8 protein-coding genes are annotated in these 19,913 nt (G+C 66.6%); 2 read left to right on the forward strand and 6 right to left on the reverse strand.

Features of this window, described 5'->3' with window-relative positions; translation table 11 throughout:
* The first annotated feature begins 422 nt into the window (after nucleotides 1-422).
* Nucleotides 423-1,301, forward strand: a complete 879-nt coding sequence (locus tag PWS46_RS18045) for a hypothetical protein (RefSeq protein ID WP_434622717.1) — start codon at nucleotides 423-425, stop codon at nucleotides 1,299-1,301.
* Between the two features lie 60 nt (nucleotides 1,302-1,361).
* Here PWS46_RS18045 and PWS46_RS18050 read toward each other — a convergent pair whose 3' ends face one another.
* Both PWS46_RS18050 and PWS46_RS18055 read right to left on the reverse strand, forming a co-directional pair.
* Nucleotides 1,362-3,002 carry a nuclease domain-containing protein gene (locus tag PWS46_RS18050; RefSeq protein WP_434622719.1) on the reverse strand — a complete coding sequence of 547 codons (1,641 nt, stop codon included), beginning with the start codon at nucleotides 3,000-3,002 and terminating at the stop codon, nucleotides 1,362-1,364.
* Between the two features lies 1 nt (nucleotide 3,003).
* On the reverse strand, nucleotides 3,004-5,319 hold the full coding sequence (locus PWS46_RS18055; RefSeq protein ID WP_434622721.1) for an McrB family protein: 2,316 nt from the start codon (nucleotides 5,317-5,319) through the stop codon (nucleotides 3,004-3,006).
* A 570-nt stretch (nucleotides 5,320-5,889) separates the two neighbouring features.
* Between PWS46_RS18055 and PWS46_RS18060 the strand changes: the two genes are divergently transcribed.
* Nucleotides 5,890-6,138 carry a hypothetical protein gene (locus PWS46_RS18060; RefSeq protein ID WP_434622723.1) on the forward strand — a complete coding sequence of 83 codons (249 nt, stop codon included), beginning with the start codon at nucleotides 5,890-5,892 and terminating at the stop codon, nucleotides 6,136-6,138.
* Between the two features lie 167 nt (nucleotides 6,139-6,305).
* On the opposite strand, the gene PWS46_RS18065 is transcribed toward PWS46_RS18060, so the two are convergent.
* From PWS46_RS18065 to PWS46_RS18080, 4 genes are read right to left on the reverse strand one after another with little or no spacing between them, the layout of a single operon-like run.
* Nucleotides 6,306-7,085 carry an HNH endonuclease gene (locus tag PWS46_RS18065; protein ID WP_434622726.1) on the reverse strand — a complete coding sequence of 260 codons (780 nt, stop codon included), beginning with the start codon at nucleotides 7,083-7,085 and terminating at the stop codon, nucleotides 6,306-6,308.
* Nucleotides 7,086-7,089: 4 nt separating this feature from the next.
* Complete coding sequence (locus PWS46_RS18070; protein ID WP_434622728.1) at nucleotides 7,090-11,421, reverse strand: Eco57I restriction-modification methylase domain-containing protein; 4,332 nt, start codon at nucleotides 11,419-11,421, stop codon at nucleotides 7,090-7,092.
* 8 nt (nucleotides 11,422-11,429) lie between these two features.
* Entirely contained in the window at nucleotides 11,430-14,228 is a 2,799-nt protein-coding gene (locus tag PWS46_RS18075) for a DEAD/DEAH box helicase (protein WP_434622730.1), read from the reverse strand.
* Entirely contained in the window at nucleotides 14,225-19,441 is a 5,217-nt protein-coding gene (locus PWS46_RS18080) for a DEAD/DEAH box helicase (protein WP_434622732.1), read from the reverse strand. The genes PWS46_RS18075 and PWS46_RS18080 overlap by 4 nt, the downstream gene beginning before the upstream one ends.
* Nucleotides 19,442-19,913: the final 472 nt, after the last annotated feature.

A 19,913-nucleotide genomic window follows, 5' to 3' on the forward strand; every position in this document is an offset into this window, starting at 1 on the left:
GGCCCCGGCAATCCCAGGGACATGCGCCGTACCCAGGCTCGGAACCGAGCTGTGGTCGTCCGATCATCGAGGGGCACCACCAGCGCCCCCTGTGGATCGACCTGGTACATCATGACGTTGGGAGCGGAAAGCGGCTCGGCGCGATCTGACGGAACGAGCCGCCGCAGGAGCGTGGAAGCGCAAGCCGTCCCGACATTCCCAACCAGAACTTGCCTCACCCGACGCTTTGGCCTAGACGCCGGCAGGCGTGTGTTCATCCTGGTAGCGGGTAGCGGGTAGCGGGTAGCGGGTAGCGGGTAGCGGGTAGGCAGGCGTTCGGCGGAGACAGCTTGCGATTCCGCAATGCCCCTTCCCCGGCCAGAAAAAAATGGCAGATCACAGATACGCTGACGCCATGGCGTCGCCATCTGCGAGGTTTGTAAATGTCTTCCCAGAAGAGCGGTCCCACGCTCTACGCGGTAATCCGAACTGCCGTGATTACGTTGGTTAGCCGCAAGATCTCCCCGACATACGACGACGTCCGTGCTCAGATCGGTGGTGGCTCTTACCGGGACATCGGCCGCGAAATCCGGGCGCTGAAGGCACAGGAACCTGATCTTTTCGTCGTCGATGAACCCACGACGAGTCCCGCGGACGTAGAACCTCCCGAGAGTGGGTCCGAAGCACGAAACCGGACGGCTGAAGCCCATCTCCGTCAAGCCGTTGAACAAGCATTGAAGGCCTTCTTCATTGCGACCGAAGCGGCCCGGTCCGAAGAGAGGCGGTCCAGCGCCCAGCGGCAGCTCCTGGCATTGGAGGGCGTTCAGCGTTCACTCGCTGCCAGTCAGGAACGGCAGAACGGCCTCACCATGCGGCTCGCGACCGCAGAGAAGGAGTACGAGAAACTTCTTGCGGATTTTGACACTGCCGTCGAGGAGCAGGAGCGGCTCCGGATCGAGCTTGCGGACAGCGAAGCCAAAATCCTGGCGTTGGAGGAGGCCGTCGAGGACGGTAGGCGTCGGGAAGCTGAGGCACAGACCGAGCGACAGGAGATGCGCCGTCAATTGGAACAGTTCACAGCCGAGCGTCACGAGTCTCTGTTGGAGCAGATCCGTGCAGACGTGGCCGCCACAGCTCACTTCGATCAGGCGCTTCAGGATACCCGGGAGGAGATGGCCCGCCTCCAGGAGCAGGTGGAAGTCTTGAAAACGTCAGTTGCGCCTTCCGCGCAGTCGAGTCCTCGACCGGCGGCGCGGAAGATGCTGCCCGCCGATCAGCCTGGCCTGGGTCTTGCGGAGGCCGCTGTGTCGGGCGGCGCCTGAGCCAGACGTTCTGTAAAACGTCGCAGTCGGGCGGTCTGCCCAACGGCTCCAAAGGCGCTCTCACATGGATGGTTCGACAGCGCTTTCCTGCGAACCCATCACACAGCTGCAGTGAACGCGCAGGCAGGACGCCAAGCCATCTCCATCAGTACCGCTCAATACGGCGCCGAAGGCGTGCTCCGCAACGTAATCGGCTGTGGCATAGGCGGAGGCGTCCTGGTCCAGCGCAGGGACGATGATGAACGCGGCATGGGCTCTGCGGTCGCGATGGCGCAGGGCATCTCGGTAGACGTGCAGATCACGCAGCGCGTCATGCACGGCGGCGCGGCTGGCGCGGTATTTGGCGTCGAGAATTACCCACCCGTGGCAGTCGCCGTCCGTCTCGAACACGATGACGTAGTCGGGACGGAGTTCCCCGCTCAGGCTGCGCCACATGTTGGGCTTGCCGGAATGCGCCCGGAACGTCTGCTGGTACAGCAGCCGCACGGACTCGGCCGGCTGCCCATCCCGCTGCCATTCAACAGCGGCATGAGGTTTCTCCTCGTGCACATCGCCGGCCGGTTCGGACCAGCGCGCCGTCCAACCCGGGCCGAGCGCCGCCTGCACCGCGTCGGCCAACCTGTAGAAGACCACCGACTCGTACAGGTCGTAGGTCCGCTTTACGCTGGCCTCCAGCGCAGACTCAGCATCGAGCTGCAGGCCGGCGCCGAGCAGCCGGTGCGCCAGACGCTGGACCGCGGCCGCGGCGGGCAGGTCCGCCAGCGCCTGCAAGGCGCCCTCCCGTGCCGGTTCGGGCAGCGACTGTCGGAAGGCAGGGGCGGACAATGTGTCGGCCAGCGCGGCGCGATGCTGACGGCATTGCTCGGCAACCCGCGCGGCATACCCACGAACAAACGGATCGATGCGCCAGTTGCCGCTGCCGGCCAATGTCTCGAACCGGCGCGTCGTGGCGTCCACCATCTGGCGCACCCGCAAGAGCTGGAAGTGGAGATGGCGGGTGACCGGGTGGTCGTGGTTGGTCACGGTGATCGGCTGCTCCACGCTGGGCAGCACGGCCAGCTGCTCCCCGGTGCCCCGGTCACCTGGGCGCAGAGCCAGCAGGGTCCGCGGATGGTTGGCGAGCCAGCGTACCGTCTGGGTGTCGGGGCGCCGCGCCATGGACAGCGGCGCCAAGTCGCGCCGCCGCCGCACGGCAATCGGCGGGTCGCGCAGGAAGCGGCGGAGGTGGCGCAACAGTTCCGGCATGAGCGCGTCCAGCACCGCCGGGAAGATCGCTGCCGCCGTCGGACCGGCGATGCGCCCACCCTGCTGCCCCGGCGACATGCCCCAGGGCAGGGCGGCGGAGCGCTCCGACAGCTCATTCAGCATGGCTGCGAAGGCTTCGATGCCAAGCTTCCCAGGGTGTGGCTGCACATCGAGGATCAGCCGGCGCCGACGCTCGCCCATGGCAACGTGCAGGCTCGTGCGTCCCGCCCAGCTGTCGATGACGAACTCGTAGGTGGCTTCCACTTGCCCTTCCACCATGCCTAACCGGGCCGGTGCGAGGTCGTCGCCCCCCATATGGACCGTCGGCGCCTCCGCCGCCCTCACCCGCAGCTGCAGCCGGTCTCCCTCAGCGCAGGCAACGATGGCGTCCTCGTCCGGCGGGGTCGCGTCCTGCCAGCCATTGCTCTTCCGGTACAGGGAAAGCGTGATGTCCACATCAGCTCCAGAAGCGGGCGACGCCCTGCGCCCGCAGCTGCTCGGCCATGCGGGCAAGCCGGTCGGCGGAGGTCTTCAGTGCGTGGGCGGAGCAAACGGCGCGAGCCTCCTCCAGCGCCTTCGGCAGGGCGCCGCCGTCGTCGCCGCGGATTTTCGGCAGCACCTTCGCCAGTACGGCCGCGTCCAGCGCCACCGCCGGGTCGGGGCCGGCGAAGGCTTGGCAGAAGGCCAGCACCTCGTCGCAGGCGCGGTAGCCGAAGTGCCGGCGTGCCGGGTAGAGTGCGGCGTAAAGCGCCTCCAGCGCATCGCCGACGCGGCCGACCAGTTCCGGGGCGGCACCCTTGGCGAGCGCCCGTTTGCGCCAGCCGGGCAAATCGACGTCCCAGAACTCGAAGGTAAAGGCGCGGTCGAGCACCTTGTCGGAGAAGGGGTGCGTCGTCTCGTCCATGTTCACTGTGCCGACGATCACCAGGTTGCGCGGCCAGGGAACGGTGGTCGGCACATTCTCCACTACGTCGCCGGCGGCGTGGATGGACAGGCGGGTGGACCGCCCCTCCATCGCCGACAGGAAGGGGGCGAAATAATGCTCGACGCGGGCGAGGTTCATCTCGTCCAGGCACAGGAAGAAGGGCTGGTCGCGCTGGCTGTCGGCGGCCATCAGGAAGCGCAGCGTCTCGGTTTCCTGGAAGGCCGGCGGGTTGGCGAGCGGGTTGACGAAACCCAGCAGCCCCGTCGGGTCGGTCCAGTCCGGCAGCACGGCGGTCTCCTGATAGTGCCGCTTCACCGGCAGCCCCAGGATGTCGCAGCAGGCCCGCGCATAGGCCCGCGCCAGCGAGGTCTTTCCGGTGCCGGACAGGCCGGCCAGCAGGACGAAGCGCTTGCCCTCCAGCGCGGTCAGCGCGGCGTGGAACAGGCGGATCTGATCGTCGGTGAAGACCAGCGAGCGCAGCTCCGGATCCTCGGCGAAGCGAGCCAGGATGGCGTCGATCGGCGGCAGGGCGGGTGCCGGCACGTCGCTTTCCGCATCCAGGTCCGCCTGCGATCCGGCCTCCGCGTCGCCGTCGAGCGCGGCCGTCCCGCGCATCGCCTCCAACGCCGCCGGATCGTCGGGCAAGCCACTCGCCCAATAGTCGCCGTCTTCGGTCAGCTCGATGCCGCCGCTTTCCGGTTCGCGGATGAGGCCGAGAGTGCTGGCCCACTTGATCAGCATGTTGGGGGCGCGCTCGCTGGTCCAGCTCGGCCGGCAGGCGCGCACCACATCGATCATCGCCGACTTGGTCACCGGTCCTTCGGCGCGGCGCAGCTCGTCCAGCAGGATGGCAAAGCCGTAGATGTTGCGCAGGAAGACCTTGGCCAGGATGTTGGCCGGGTTTTCACCCTCCAGCAGAGCCGTGCCGGCCTCCGTCGGGCGGTAGGTGCCGCTGTCCACCGTCAGCAGGCCCAGGGTCACGGCCTGAGACAGCACCTGCCCGGCAGAATTGGCCTTGAGCTGCGGTGCTTCCGCCATGATGGCCGCGATCATCTCGTCACGGCCGACGCCGCCCTCGGCGGCGCGCAGGATCGACAGCAGCAGCGACAGGTTGTCGGCGACGAAGAACATGCCCTTGCGCTGCTGGGCGGGGGGCAGCAGGACGATGTGCGGCCGGTCGGTGGCGGTGCGCTCCGGCGGCTGGGGCGTCGCGGCGAGCGGCGCCTCGGGCAACTCCACCTCGCCCATGGGCTCGATCACCCGTTCCCACAGATACCAAGCGAACATGCTGTGTCGGATGTCGGTCGTCAGATCGGTGTTCTCTCCGATCCGGCGGCGGAGTTCATCGCGGATCATGACGTGGTTGCCGATCAGGCTCAGGCCACGCTGGGCCGGCATCTTCAGATGGCGGCGCAGCGCCTGGATCCGGCGGTCGTCCAGCAGGCACAGGACATCATGCGGGAACAGGACTGCGAAGATGCGCACCAGCCGTGCCGATGGGCGCCGGACGTTGTGCTTGGGATGGACCAGCCGCATGATCCGCTCGAAGGCGAGGTCGAGCTGTCTCCCCCGCTGCTCCGCAACCGTCGGCAGGTCGAGATTCCTCACCTCCCACAGCGCATCGATCACCGCGGGATCGGAGGCGGCGCCGGACACGTTCACGGAGCGGCCCAAGCCGATGTTGGCCACCTCGTCCATATCCCACAGGCGCATCTGGAAACGAGGGTGCTTCCATTCCGCTTCCGGCAGGGTATGCACATCGTCGACGGCGCGGCGGTAGTTCGCGTGCCACTCCTCGCTGAAGGACTTCGCGAACTCGGTTTCATACAGCGTCTTTAGATCGTCCACCGCATCGCTCTCTCAGAACGTTCTGACGATCAGGGTATAACACGCCAGGGTGGAAGTCTATCGGCGCCAGCGGGTGGATCGGCGCGGCCGGAAAGCACAGGAGTACAAAATCTCTCCTCTCAATTCCCAACACACGCCGGGCACAGCTCCGGCATTTCGATGCGATCATGGGTGCAAGCCTAAGGGGATGGGAGAAGCCGTGCCCCCGAATCGATGGTGCGTTTCATCGGAAAACCACAGCAACAAGCAACTCACGTTCACTTCAGCCCCCTCCGAAACGGCCTTCGGAGATGCCTTAGGTGATTGAATATCCTAAATAAAAAAACTATTGACAGAATCGGCAAACCTGCTACCCTATTATATATACACAAGTTTTTGTGATATGATAGGCGCAATTTGTATTGACTTGCACGAGGAGCCACCTCTTATAATTGCGTTCAACAGACCCAGGCGGTGCATCCTCCAACGCTCGGGGTGTCCTTGGCTCGAAGGATAGCTGTCAATCGGCTTTCGGGGCTTCCCGTTGGTCAGATCAGCCTGTTGGGCATAGGAACATATGAGGCTGATAAGATGTCAAAGCGAACCAAACTCGAACTCAAGGTGGGCGCCACCAACCACAATCCCCGCATCATTCTGGACCAGGCACGGCGTATCGTTGACCAGTGCGGCTACTTCAGGGCCAAGCGAGGCCAAACCAACGACCGCTACGACAGTCGGGGGGCCTTGATCCTCAGCTTCCCGACGGCCAGTGCGGCAACCAGGGTCCAAGCGATGATCCACGAGTACTGCCATCCCTCCGTCAGCGTACGTGCCATCTGAGCGAGACCTTATGCTGACAGCTTTCGGGCCACCGTTTCAAAATCGCGGTTGTTGGGCAACTTGAAGGGCGTCTGTTTTTGGCCATGAGAATTGCGTGACGTTGGTGCCGAACAAAAGGTCGGCTTCAACGTCACGCCCCCATCCATCGGAAATATCGGAAATCGGGCCTACCGGGCGCCACGGAACACGTTCTCCCTGTGCCACGCCAGGCGCGGGCGGTGGGCGGGGGAGAGGCGGTGCAGGCGCATGCCGTCGTGGATGCCGAGGATGGTCCGGTCGGTAGGGGCGAAGGCGGAGGCGGCGAGCAGGGTGCCGTCGTCGGCGAAGGCGATCAGCCCGGCGTCGAAGGCGGCGTCCAGATGCACGGCCAGCAGCAGGCCGTTGTGCACGTCCAACCGTTCCGAGTCGCTGTCGCAGGCGGCCCAAGGGCGGATATGGCTGGCGCGCAGCAGGCGGGCGTCGGACAGGCCGGTGACGGCGCAGGCGCCGGACCAGTAGTCCATCAGCGCGACACGGAACAGATCCTGGCCGATGCGCTGCACGGTCAGCCGTTCGGCCTCCGTGCGGCGGGGCAGCGCCGCGGTGCGGTCCTGGAAGGCGCGCAGCGGAGCGGTGGGCAAGGTGCGGGCAAGCCGCCAGACCTCGCGGATCAGATCGTGCAGCGGCGCGGTGTCGGTCACCACGAAGGCGGCATGGCCGGCCGGCGCGGCGCCGGGCCAGGACGGCCAGCGCTCCGCCAGGTCGGCGGCGACGCCGGGGTGGTCGACGGCGACGACATAGCCCTCGGCGGCGCGGGTCAGCAGCAAGGCGGCCGGCGCGCCCAAACTGCCGTAGGCCAGCCAGTTGCCGGCATCCCCGGCGGCCTCTTCGGAGGGGCGGCGCAGCCCGAACCCCTCGTCCACGGCGGCCTTGTCCAGGCGGATGCGGTCGAGGGGAGACAGCGCCACCGCCTCACGCCCCCGTCAGCCGGTCGAAGGCGGCCAACACCAGCCGTTGCGTGCGGTATTCGCCGTAGCGGCGCCGCTCGTTGGCCTGGAGCACCCGGAAGGTTTCGGACGGGTAGTCCGCCCCCTTCACATCGGCGGGGTCGAGGATGTACCGAAGCTCGTCGCGGGTCAGGCCATATTTGTGGGCGAAGAAGGCGTCGAGATCGGCGCGCAGCAGCGCCCGCCGTTCCTCGTCCCAGGCGAAGGGTGCGCCGAAATGCCCGAGATCCTCCGCCCACAACCGCAGCGAATGGCTGGTGTAGGTCAACTCCAGCATCCTAGGAACGACGAAGTCGCGATCTGTGAGGGTGAAGACTGAGGGTGGGAGGATGGGAAGCTGCTGCGCAATAAAGAAATTGAGATGATTTCCGCCCACTTTAAATCTTGCGCAAAAATCCAACACTAAACTAGACATCATTCCCAAAAATATGGCAAAATATTCAGCCATATGCATTTGATCAATGTGCCATATTGGAAGATTATTGCCAACGCCTTGTTTTGGAACAACTGCACCAATGACCGTTCTTTCAACGGAGGACAGGCTGATATCTCGCCATCCCATCAGATAGCGAGGCTGTTTGCGGGCAATTATGAGGGCAGTAATGTCGAGGGGCACGTGGGCACCCTCAGCAAGAAAGGTTACGTCGTCAGCCGTCAGCTGAGCGGCACGCTGTGCGTCTTGCCCGTTCTCCAGCGTCTTCGATTCCATCAACCAGACGGCAGGGCTCTTGCCGAGGATGGAGCGCCACGGCTGGTCGCGGCCGAGGATGCGACCCAAATCGTCCTCACGCATGCGGCGCCCCTGGGTCAGGTCGAACCAGCCGACCAGCCATTCGGCCAGTGCCTTGGCGCAGCGCTCCCCGCTGCCTTCGCGCCATGCGCGCTTGAGACCGGAGGGGACGCGGGCGGCGCGCAGCGTCACCTCGTCCTCCGGCACCCAATAGCGGGGGGTGGGTTCGAATGCCGGATCCTGCTTTTCCATCAACGTCGTGTCGCGAACGCCGTCCTCGTCCTCCACCGATCCGTTGGCGTAGGTCGCCCAACGGTGGTCAAAATGGTGGATCATCTTGGATTCGTACAGCGGTACCCGGCGCTCAGGCGGTCCGTTGGCTTCGCGAATCCAGTCGGTGCCGTCCCGTTGCCAGCCCTCCGCCGCGAGTTGGGCGGCGGTGCGGAACAATTCGGAATCACCGGACATGTGGAACATGGTCTGGAACGTGATCCCCCAAGGGTTCACATCGCCGCCTTCCTCGCGCGTCCGTTCCTCGATCAGCACTGGCGCGCGGTCATAGAACTTCGCCGTCAGTTCGGCATCGGCCTTGGTGCGGAAGATCGGGGCCGTCTTGGTGTTCGGATTGATCTTTAAAATTTGTTCCGGTGAGAGGCAAAAGCGCCGTTCCGGCCGTTCTACGTCCGTAATGCTGTCGATCTCACAACAAAACTCTGCTGGTCCCTGCGCCGCACCCAGACACAAAATGCAAAATGATTTGCGATCGTCTGTCTGTTTAAACCAGCGCCTGATCTCATAAAAACTGTAGAGCGAGATCAGCCGCGCGCCGTCGATCAATCTTCCGAAAAACGCGCTCGTCGAGTTGTCCGTGGCGATTCCCGTCGGCACGATCACGCCGGACCGGCCGCGGTCACGGGTCAGGCGGGTGAAGTGTTCGGCGAACAGGGCGTAGGTGTTCACGTCGCCAACGCCAGTCAGCGGGTAGCGCGGCGTGCCGCGGACGAACACGCTGGACGCCTCGGCGGCGCGCTTGGCGAATTCGAACTCCCTCAGCAGGGAGGCTTGTGGCGAGTCCTCCGGGGCGTTGGCCAGCGCCTTGATCAGCGCGGTGCGCGCCGCCTTGTTGGGGGCGCCGGCGATGTCGGGGGAGCGGGCGGCGAAGAACTCCTGCTCCTGCAGCTTCAGCCGCTCCCACGGCGGGTTGCCGACCACCACGTCGAAGCCGCCCAGCGCGAAGACGTGCGGGAACTGGAGCGGCCAGTGGAAGGCGCCGATGCGGTGCGCCACCTCGTCGGCCAGGGCGCCGAGAGGCCCATAGGGCAGCGTCCCGCGCACAGCGGCCCAGACGTGATCGGTCAGCGGCATGACCGGGTGCATCAGCACCTCCGGCGTTGGCGCCTTGCCGGTCTTCGGCAGGAAGAAGGCGGCGACATAGAGGTCGCAGGCGGCCTTCAGCCCCTGCCAGCCACGGCCGTGATGCAGGTCGACGAAGGCCGCCTGCTTGGCGGCGACCTGCGCCAGCGTGTCCTCCGGCATGTCCATCAACCGCCGGTGGGCGTCGATCAGGTCGGTGGGCGGGCGCAGTTCGGCCAGGAAGCCGGTGGCCCCCAGGCCGTCGCGCTGCACCGCGTTGTGCTTGCCATAGGCCTTCGCCACCGCCTTGTCGTCGCCGGTCAGCGGGGCATAGGCGGCGTCGGGGATGCCCTTGCGCAGCATGTCATAGTCGAACACGCCGATCAGGCTGTCGCCGCAGCGGATGCGGGCGTCCAGGAAGGTCAGCGGCTTGCCCGGTTCCAGCGCTTCGATCCACAGGGCGACCTTGCACAGCTCCACCGCCATCGGGTTGCGGTCGACACCGTGGATGCAGTGCGACACCACCTCGCGCAGGGCGTGCTGGAACTCCGCTTGGGAGGGTACGCCGGGGCTGCGCAGCCTGGCGATGCGCGCTGCCGCCCGCCTTGCGGCGCCCAGCAGGAAATGGCCGGAGCCGCAGGCCGGATCGACGATGGTCAGGCGCAGGATCTCCGCCGCCGGATCAGCGGAGTTGCGGGCCTCCGCCGCGTCCAGCACGGGGTCGAGCGTGCTGTCCAGCAGCAGTTTCACCAGCGCGTCGGGGGTGTAGTAACTGCCGGTGGTCTTGCGGGCGTTGCCCTTGGTCTCGTCGCCTTCGGCGAAGGTGAAGCTGCGGCTGTCGGCGCGCGGCAGCGGCTGGAGTTCCAGCAGGCTTTCATAGACGGAGCCAAGCTCCTCCGTCTCCATGTCGCGCCAGTTGACGCGGGTCAGCGGCTGGCCGTCCGGCCGCATCCAGGCCATGCGGAAGATGGCGGACAGCATCCGCCGGTTCTCGATGCGCGCGGCCTTCAGATGCGGCGTCTGGCCACGGGCGAACAGGCCGCCCAGCGCCGGCAGGCCCAGCCGCGGCTCCCCCTGGTCCAGCGCGTTGAAGGTGGCCTTCAGCCCCTCCCAGACATCGGCGTTGCGGTCCCAGGCGGTGCGGCGCATGCAGCGTTCGCGCAGGCGCCCGACGCCATAGCCCCCGGCATAGGCGCGCTTCGCCGCCTCCTCCGTGCCGGGGGGATGCAGCAGATTGCGGTCCTCCGCCGCGAACAGGAAGATCAGCCGGTAGACGAGGCGCAGCAGCTCCTCGAAATAGCCCTGGCGGGACAGGCGGCCGCTGCTCAGCGCCTCACGCAGTTCGCCGTTGGCGGGATGCTCGATGAAGCCCTGGCCGAGGTCGAGCAGCGCGTCCCGCACGCCGTCGCGCAGCTTTTCGCGGGCGGTCATGCCCTCCGTCCGGCCGCGCTCGCGCCAGCGCTCCAGCGGGCAATCGGAGGGAAGCGCACCGGCTGCGCCGAAGCGGCTGCCGTGGATGAGCAGCCACAGTGCGGAGAAGTCGGCGAACAGGCCCTCGCCGAAGATGCGGCCCAGGTCGGCCTCGATCCAGGCCGGGCGGGTCAGGCTGACATTATCGCGCATCAGGCGCAGCGTCGTCCCGTCGGCGGCGATGCCCCACAGAACCCGCTCGTCGGCATTCAGGTATTCCTGGAGCAGCAGCGTCGCGGACCGGCGGCGCCCGCCATCGGCGAACTGCGCCACGCTCTCGTCCAGCCCCGGACGCCGGGCACCCTCCGCCGCCGCGGGCGCGATGACGACGGGAACACGCCCGTCCAGTGCCGCGTGACCGATGGGGAACATGCGGTCGCCCAGCACCACCGGCGGCACCGGCGCGATGCCGTCGAACCCGAAGCACTGGCGCAGCAGGTCGAGCATGAAGCGCTCCGACGCCGCCGGGCTGGCGGCGCGCACGGCAGCGAAGCGGCTCCACAGCGCCTCGCCGATGCGGAAGTAGCGGGCGATCTCGTCGCGCAGCTTCAAGCCGGGAGGGACGTCGTAGGCGTCGGGATCCTGTTCCCCGGCACGCTCGGCGTTGATCTCGCCCATCAGGTGCGGGGTGAGTAGCGCGCCGACGATCTCGATGGCGGCGAATTCAAGCCGGGCGGCGCGGCGCGACGCGCGCAGGCGGGCGCGGCGCTGGGGCTTGGCGGCGGATGAGGCGGGACGGGCCATGGTGGATGTCACAGACGGGGCATGAGGATATAGAGACCGATCACGTCGACGGGCGTCACCGCCTCGACCTTCACGGCGGCCTTGGACCCCAGCGCCTGGCGGACGCGCTGGTGATCCTCGGCGAGGACGGCGGCGCGCTCGCCGGCCAGCGCGTCGAGCGCCGGCCGCAGGGTGGGCAGCGCCGCGACCGCCCTGGCGATCTGCGCATCGCGCACGGCGTCCACCACGTTGGCGCTGGCCGCCTCCAGCAGCGCGAAGGCGGCATCGCCATCGGCGATCCGCTCCATGCCCTTGCCGGCGAAGGCGATGGCGCCCGCCTCCTCGGCCATGGCGAACCGGGGACCGAGCCGCCCGCGCGAATCGATGCGGTGGCGGATGCGCACCAGCAACAGCGTGGTCACGCTGTCCACCCCGTCCGTCTCCCACACGCCGGAACGCGGCAGGGTTGCCGGGTCGTCCGCGGGGGCATGGCGGTCGAGCGCGTTCTCCAGGAAGCTCTCGGCCAGGATGCCGGGCAGCGGATGGGCGCGGTGGATCGACAGGTAGCCGGCGGCGGGCCGTGCTTCGAACGCGATGCGCAGCGGCTTGGGCTGGGCGCTTTCGTCCAGCAGCCCTTCGGCCTGGAAGCGCTCCTGCAGGCGGTCGGGGGCGAGGTGCAGGGACGCGGCAAAGCCGCGCGACAGCGACACGAGGCCCGTCCCCAGCCGCATCATGGAGCGGGAGACGAAGCGCTCCGCATCCTCGAACCCGCCAAGGGCCTTGCGCGTCGCCTCCCACTCCGGGATCACCTCGTCCGGTTTCAGGGTGCGCTGGGCGAAAACGGTGCGGGCCTTCTTCTCCCGCTCCGACGCGTTGGTCCAGGCGACGTCGATCTGCTTGGCGGCGTCGGTATCGGTCATGCCGAAATCCAGCGACATCTGTCGCCGTTCGCGCGCGCGCAGCAGCACTGCGGCCATCAGCGCCTTGGTCAGGCTGCCGCCGTCGTCCGGCATGGGCACCTGCACGCCGGTCTGCTTCTCGATGGCGCGGGCCTTACGCAGGATCACGTCGAGCACGGCGCCGTCGACCGGGTTGTTCTCTCCGTACAGCAGGACGGTGCGGACCTTCTCGTTCTTCTGCCCGAACCGGTCGACGCGCCCTTCGCGCTGCTGGTGGCGGGTGGGGTTCCAGGAAAGGTCGTAATGCACCACCGCGTCGAAGCAGGATTGGAGGTTCACGCCTTCCGACAGGCAGTCGGTGGCGACCAGGATGCGCCGTTCTTCCTCCCCCAGCGCCAGGACGCGGGCCTCGCGCTCCTCGCCCGGCAGGGCGCCGGTGACCGTCTCCACGGTGTGGTTCTTGAACGCCTTGGCGAGTGCCGCTCCCACCGCCTCGGCCGTGGCGATGTAACGGCAGAAGACCACGGGCGAGAAGCCGTCCCCGATCAGCGAATCCAGCACCCGCTTCAGCGCCATGAACTTCGGGTCGCGCGGCATGTTGGCGGCCAGCGTGTCGGCGGTGGCGACGAGGACGGCCAGCCGCGGGTCTTCGATGGCCGCACCCGGCTCGATGTCGTCCTCAGTCAGATCCTCGTCGTCCAGCGTGGTGGCGGCGATCCGCTCTGCCTCGGCTGTGTCATCCTCCTCCAGGATGGCGCGCGTGCGCAGGGCCCGCGCGGCGGCGGCCGGGCTGGAGCCGACGCACCGCATCAGCGCCAGCGTGCCCCAGAAGGCCAGCCGCCGGCCCCGCTCGCCCTGCTGAGCCTCCACGACTTCGGCGCAGTAGTCGAGGACGTCGCCGTAGAACCGCTCAACCGTGCCGGACAGGCTGTATTTCTGCTCCGTCGTTTCACGGATGGGAAACAGGCCGGGTTCACGCCAGGCTTCGATGTCGGCGCGGCGACGTTGGATGAAGTATCCGGCCAGCTTTTCGCGAAGGGTCCGGTAATCGTCGCCCGCGGCTTCCCGCAAACCGCCGAATTCCTCGGCCAGCAGGCCGAGAAGGTTATGGAACGCCTCCTCGTCGCCGGAGTGGGGCGTGGCGGTCAGCATCACCAGATGGCGGTCGGCTCGCTCCGCCAGTTTGCGCAGGAGGTCGAAGCGCCGGTGCCGCCCGCGCCCGCCGGACACCGCGGCATGCGCCTCGTCCACCACCACCATGTCGGGGCAGGCGCGCAGGAAGTCGTCCAGTCGCCGTTCGCTCTTGATGAAGTCCAAGCTGACGACGGTGAAGGGATAGGCCTCGAAGACGCTCATGCTGGTGGGCAGGTCGCGCTCCAGCCGGGCGGCCTCCGACGCGGTGACTGGCGTGGCGGTCAGGGCGAACTTGCTCTCAAGCTCAGCCGTCCACTGTTCGACGAGATGGGGAGGGCAAAGGACCGCGAAGCGGTCGATGTCGCCGCGATCCAAAAACTCCCGCAGGATCAGAGCGGCCTCGATTGTCTTGCCCACGCCGACATCGTCGGCGATCAGCAGGCGCACCGTCTCCTGCCGCAGCGCCATCATCAACGGTGCCAGCTGGTAGGCGCGCGGTTCGAAGTTGATGCGCCCAGCGCTGCGGAACGGGCCGGCGCCGCGGCGCAAGGACAGCCGCAACGCGTCGCGTAGCAGAACCGCCGCCTCACGCGGGCCGGTCCGCTCGCCCGTGGGTGGATCGAACGTGGCCGGGCTGATCGGCTCGATCTCCAACTCGGGGACCAGCGTCTCCACTTCCTGCTCCGACCCGCTGAGCGGGCGCAGACGCAGCGCGTCGCCCGATGACAGCACGATCCATTCGCGGCCACGGGCGCGGACGAGCTCGCCCGGGGAAAACGGCATGGCAGTGGTCACGAGTTGCGGTCCTTCAGGACATTGGACAGGGTGGAGAGCGTGATGGTTCGCTGCTCAGGATTGCGCGGCAAGCGATAAAGATCTACCCCTTTCGCGGCAAGGCTGTCGGCCAACTCCTCCGTTGCGTCGGCATCCTCGATTGCGGCGATCCGCGCCGCCCGCCAGAACCAGGGGACGGAGACGCCTTCGACTGTGATCGGCCCGTCGCCCGGCGGGCAGCCTGGAAGTCCACCACCAGTGGCATCCGCGTCGGGCGCGCGGCTTTCCGAAGTCGCCAAACGCAGCAGAATGGTCAGCACCTGCGCGTTCCGGCGGTCGATCCGTTCATGGTCCGGCTGGTTGAAATAGGAGAGCAGGCAGCGGTAGCAGCCGGCTACGCACCGGGCCGGCGCGTCGCGCAATGCGGCAGGATCGCCCGCAGCGTCATCGATGCTCGCTTCTTCGATGTGCATCGTGACCAGCGCCGCGCGCGCCACCGCACGGAAGCCGTCGGCATCGTTGACAAGGCGGGACAGGGCGCCGGCGCCGCCCTCCGCCGCCTCGTAGAAGAACAGCGCATGCCGCTCCCTCCGGCTTGGAGTCGGCTCGCCCAGGATTTCCCCTTCCTCGAGCTGGTAAACCGTCTCGATTCCGCGGGCCAGCGCATGCTGGAGCGTGGCCATCACGGTGTCCACGGCATCCCCTGCCGCCAGCCGGGGCGCCTGCGGGAAACGCAGCAGCAGCGCGTTCTTGCGGTCCTCCACCACGGGCGTGATCTGCTGACGCGCCCGCAGGGGATCCGGCGCCCCCTCATCGGCTTCAGCCCCAACCCACCGGCCGGTGCGCGGATCGATCCAGAAGCCGATATCCCCCTCGTTACGGCGCCGCCGGAGCCCCTTGTTGATCCGCCGCACGGTCGCGGCCGGCGCAAAGGTTGCCGTCAGGATCTCGCCGTCGGCATCCTCCAGCACGCGGGAAGCGACACCCGTCGCGCGCTGGAAGGAGAAGGTGGTCTGAAGGTCGAAGCCTTGGCGACGGCGATCCTCGTCGTTGGCGGTGATCCGCTCGACCGGACGGGTGCCGACATTCTCGATGCGGTAAAGGCGCGTGATGATCGGCGGGTTGCGGAGTTCGTGGCCACAGACGTGGCATTCCTCCGGCGGTTCGCCGTCATGACTGGCGCCGCACATGGGACAGACCGATGTTGCGAACGTCGCCAGCATCCCATCCGGGCCGCCGCCGGCGCCCTTGAGCAAGGCGCGGTCGACGCGGAACGCCCTTCCTTCATGATAGACGAGGCTGCTCGGACCGAACTCGGAGATGGCGAGGAAGCGGGCCCTCTGGATGTAGCGGCGCCCCTCGCCGCCTTCACCGCCGGGCACGTAAGCCATCAGCGGCAGCCGGGGGAAGTTGTAGCCCGGCAGAAAGCCCTCCGTGGCAAGATACCGGTAGACGTAGAAGTCCGCCCCCTGGCTCTCCGTTCCTCCCAGGAGGATGGCGATCTGGTTGTTGCCGTCGCGCTGGCGCAGCTCGGCGGCTTGCCGCTCGCGGGAGGAGATGGAATAGTCCCGCAAGGTCCGGGCCGCGTCGTCCACCTGCCGCTCTGCCGAAGCCAGCAGATCACGCCAGCGGTCGAACACCGAGGCGAAGCGGGACGGCGCCTCCTGCACCACGCGTCGCGCCACACCATTCACGTCGGTGAACCATTCCGGTGGACTGTCGGCATAGTCGGCCGCCAGCGCGGACAGGACCGCCGCGACCTGGCGTTCTCCTGCCCGTGCAGTTTCCGCATCGGCGGCCTTTGCCGCGATTGCCGGGAGGAGCGGCTTCCCCGAAACCTCCATGTCCAGGTTGGCACTGATCGACGCTTGTAGTTCGATGCGGCTGGCCGCCAGCCATTCCGCATGAAGATGGCTCTGCACCAGATCGGGGTTGGTCAGGTCGATCGAAGGCGGGCGGACCACGCCATCGACCATCGCCTTCGGCTGCTGGAAGAAGTACTGGTCATGGGGGCTCTGCGCTGCGCAATAGGCAAGCACCAGCGCCGCCTGTCCGCTGCGACCCGCCCGTCCGCTGCGCTGAGCATAATTGGCCGGCGTCGGCGGAGTGTTGCGCATGTAAACGACGTTCATCGACGAGATGTCGATGCCCAGTTCCATGGTGGGGGAACAAAAGAGCGTCGGAAGGAAGCGGCTGTCTTCCCGCAGTTCCTTCAGACGCTCCGTCTCCTTTTCAAGCAGCTTTATGTCATCCTTGCCGTAGCGGAACCGTGCCTCGCGCAGGCGTCGCCGGTCGCTGTCCACCTGTGCGGTGTGCTCACGCCCTTCCAGGCCGAACAGCGCGCCGCCGCCGGCCTCCAGCAGAGCGGCGATCTCTCCGTAGAGGCTACGAAAGAAGCGGTTGTCGTGCTTCACGTCCGGAGAGCCGTCGGCAGTCCGGAAAAGAACGGCGGAGGGGTTGAGGCGCCAGCCATCACCTTCGATGGGCGCAACGACCTGAAGCGTCAATCCGTATTCGACCCCACCCCGCAGCAGTGTTTCAATGATGCGGATCAGGTCTGCGCCGCTTGGGCGCGGGCTCCCCAGAGGTCCGAAGGGAAGCGCCCTGAGGGCGCGTCCGACCGCGCTCTGAGGACTTCCGCGAATGATGAGGTCTTCGTCGCGGATCTGCATGTCGCGCCGCGCCGGCGGGCGCGGCATGAAGGTTGTGGCCGTCCGGGGCCGCTCATCATCCAGACACCAGGGGGCTTTCATGGACGAACGGGCACGGCTCGCAACACTCTCCATCCGCAGGCGGTCGAGCGCATCTGTTTCGACCGCCAGTCCCTTCCGCATGATGTCGAAGACCGCCTTTGCCGCGGCCGCACGCTGTTCGGGCGAAGACAGTCGCAACAACTCGGGGCCGCCGGCGAAAAGAGCCTCGTCGCGAACCATTTCGTCGAGCGACGCATAGACCGCTTCGATCAACCCCAGTTGTTCGAGGTTCGGGTTGGTGTACCGCCAGCCGCGCCGCTGATCGACCCAGAAGCGGTGGGTGAGGACGTCGCGCATGGTCCGTTCAGCGTTAAGGAGGTTTCCCCCCTTCAAATCGGGTTCGAGCAGCCACTCGACCCGGCGCTCCAGGTTGCCGGCCGTAAAGCCGAGCATCCGCTGAACCATTTGCCCGATTTCATCCTCCCTGCATCCCTCTTCACCGCATCGGGAAAGGGCAGCCAGAATAGCGCCGCGCAGTAGCGTTACGAAGATGAAGTCGTTGAAATGCCCGGCCTGCAATGCGGCATCCTGCCGGTTGTCAGTGAACGCCAGCAGCTTGCGCGCGTCGCGGTCAATGGCGTGGCCGGCACCGTGCATCCAGCGCAGGATGGCGGTGATGATGATGGTGGTGGCCGAGCTTCGGCCCTCCGCGCTGAGCGAGGCGAGCCGGTTGATGTCGCGTGTAGAGTCACTGTGGTAGTCGCCGCAGGCCGGGCAGAACTTGAAGCGGCCGGGAAGGAACCAGGCTCTCCGGCCACCCCCGCAGGTTCCGTCGGGCCGAACCATAACCAGTTCGGCGCGCGTGCGGCGGTAAGTCGCCTTCAGCCGGATCTCGCCTGCCCGGGTTTCCTCCAGCCATGGGTCCGGATAATCCTCGTCCCGACCCTGGAAGGTGAACTCCCCGTCGACCGGTTCGGGCATTAGGAAGCCCCATACGCCGGCTGCCCCGTCGGGGTCGTCGTTCTCGTTCAGCGGAACATCGTCGATTTCGCGCTTCTCGAAGCGTCTGGCTCCCTCTTCGTCCAGCAGTGTTACGGGGTGATGCTCCTGGCCGCAGTTGCGGCAGAAATGGGTCGCGAACAGGCGCTTTTCTGGATGGTCGGGGTCGAAGATCTGGCCGTCGAAGGTGACGGTCCGCTGATCCGGGGAATCCAGCGTGGTGTAGAGCCGCCCGGCGCCGGATATGAATTGATGCAGCTTGAATGCAAACAGCGGTTCGTCGCGTCCATCCGGGACGCCGCGATCCTTCTCGGATCTGCTGAAAGCCAGAAGAGCGGCCTTCAGAGCCTGTCGACACTGCTCCTCGTTGCGCCCGGTTTCCTCGCTCAGCGCTCTTGCAATGTCCTTCAGCGACTGTGGCGAGCCGCGGCGCGGCTTCTTGTCGACATCGCGAAGGCCTACCCGCGTCTCCATCCAGACCGCCAAGGGATCAAGGGCGACCTCGGTGTTGCTCCACCCATCATAAGCGTTGCCTTCCGCCGCCCGGTCGATCGCCTCACCAAGACCGGCCAGCCCCTGGTCGGCCGACCGAGTGGGATCGGTAACCCGACGCAGCGTTTCCGTGACGACGGCATCCCGCGCGATCGGGGTCCCGAACAGACGGGACGCCACGTCGGCGACGACTTTTTCGCGGTCCCCGTCATCTCCTTCACTGGCCATGGTCGCCGAGGTGCCGATGCAGACCGGCGGCCGTTGCGGATTGCCGACGCGCGCGCGCAGGCGCCGCATGAGCATGGCGACATCCGCACCTTGTCGGCCGCGATAGGTATGCAACTCGTCGAGAACGACGAAACGAAGCCCGCGGCAGTTCTCGATGACCTGCCGGTCGACCTTGGACTGGCGGGTCATCAGCAACTCCAGCATCATGAAGTTGGTCAGAAGGATGTCCGGAGGGTTGTCTTTGATGCGATCACGCTCCTCCTGGCTCTCCTGCCCGGTGTAGCGGGCGAAAGTAACGGAGAGCGCCCCGTCGGCCTCGCCGACGAACTTCTTCAGTTCCTCCATCTGGCTGTTGGCAAGCGCGTTCATCGGATAAACGATGATGGCGCGTGTCCGAGGCCCTTCGCCGGCGCGCTTCGCCTTGAGAATCGCGTCGACGATGGGAATGAAGAAGCAGAGCGACTTGCCCGATCCGGTGCCGGTCGTGACGACGAAGCTCTTTCCATCGACGGCGAGGCCGATCGCTTGCTCCTGATGGCGGCGGAGCTTGAGGGTACGATCGGCTTGATCCGGATGGGCGCGTCCATCATGGAAGATCCTGGCGCAGTCCGGATCCAGCCCCTCTCTGCCGATCAGACTCTGAATGGACCCTCCAGCTTCGAAGTGCGGATTGAGCTGAATGAGCGGTTCCGGCCAGAACCGGCGCCCGCCGTATTCTCTGTCGACCTGCTCCTTGATCTGCGTCGACCTGATCCGGACGAAAGACCGTGCGAAGGCCATGTACTGCCTAAGAAGCCATTCATCCAGCGAGAACACGTCCATGGGGGCTGCTTTTCCTTGACACGTAAGGTGGAACAGATTTGCGCAGGTTGGCGGGGCAAAGTCCGGCGCGGATCATCGAAAGGGATCGGCGATACGTCAAGCAGCTAGAACTGCTACTTCGGCGCCAGAGCACACAGCCCACCCCTGACCATCGGCGATGACGCCTACCGTCTGGTGGAAGAGAAACTCGATTGGCTGGAACTGAGCTTGGGTCGCCTCGCCAGTTGGGGGTAGATCGTTCATGGCCGGCTGTGGTGTTGGGCCGAGCATCAGCATTCGAGCCAATTCCCGCGCCGCCTGTGGTCTCTCCCACCCATTGGCAGGCTCATGCCGACCTGGCGTAACACCAAGGGGCACTCCTGTCACACTTGTCTGTCACACAACAGCGTGCGATAGGTGGCGGAGAAGCGCGCAACCCGTTGATTTCTCTTTGTGCAGCGCCGCGCCGGTGAACGTAGTTGGGGGTCCTAGT

It is taken from the genome of Azospirillum sp. B2RO_4 (assembly GCF_051124815.1).
Lineage (GTDB): Bacteria > Pseudomonadota > Alphaproteobacteria > Azospirillales > Azospirillaceae > Azospirillum.

Excerpts from the sequence above, each read along its gene's own strand:
- PWS46_RS18045 (WP_434622717.1), top strand. The coding sequence starts at position 423 with ATGTCTTCCCAGAAGAGCGGTCCCACGCTCTACGCGGTAATCCGAACT.
- PWS46_RS18060 (WP_434622723.1), top strand. The coding sequence starts at position 5,890 with ATGTCAAAGCGAACCAAACTCGAACTCAAGGTGGGCGCCACCAACCAC.
- PWS46_RS18070 (WP_434622728.1), bottom strand. The coding sequence starts at position 11,421 with ATGGCCCGTCCCGCCTCATCCGCCGCCAAGCCCCAGCGCCGCGCCCGC.
- PWS46_RS18080 (WP_434622732.1), bottom strand. The coding sequence starts at position 19,441 with ATGGACGTGTTCTCGCTGGATGAATGGCTTCTTAGGCAGTACATGGCC.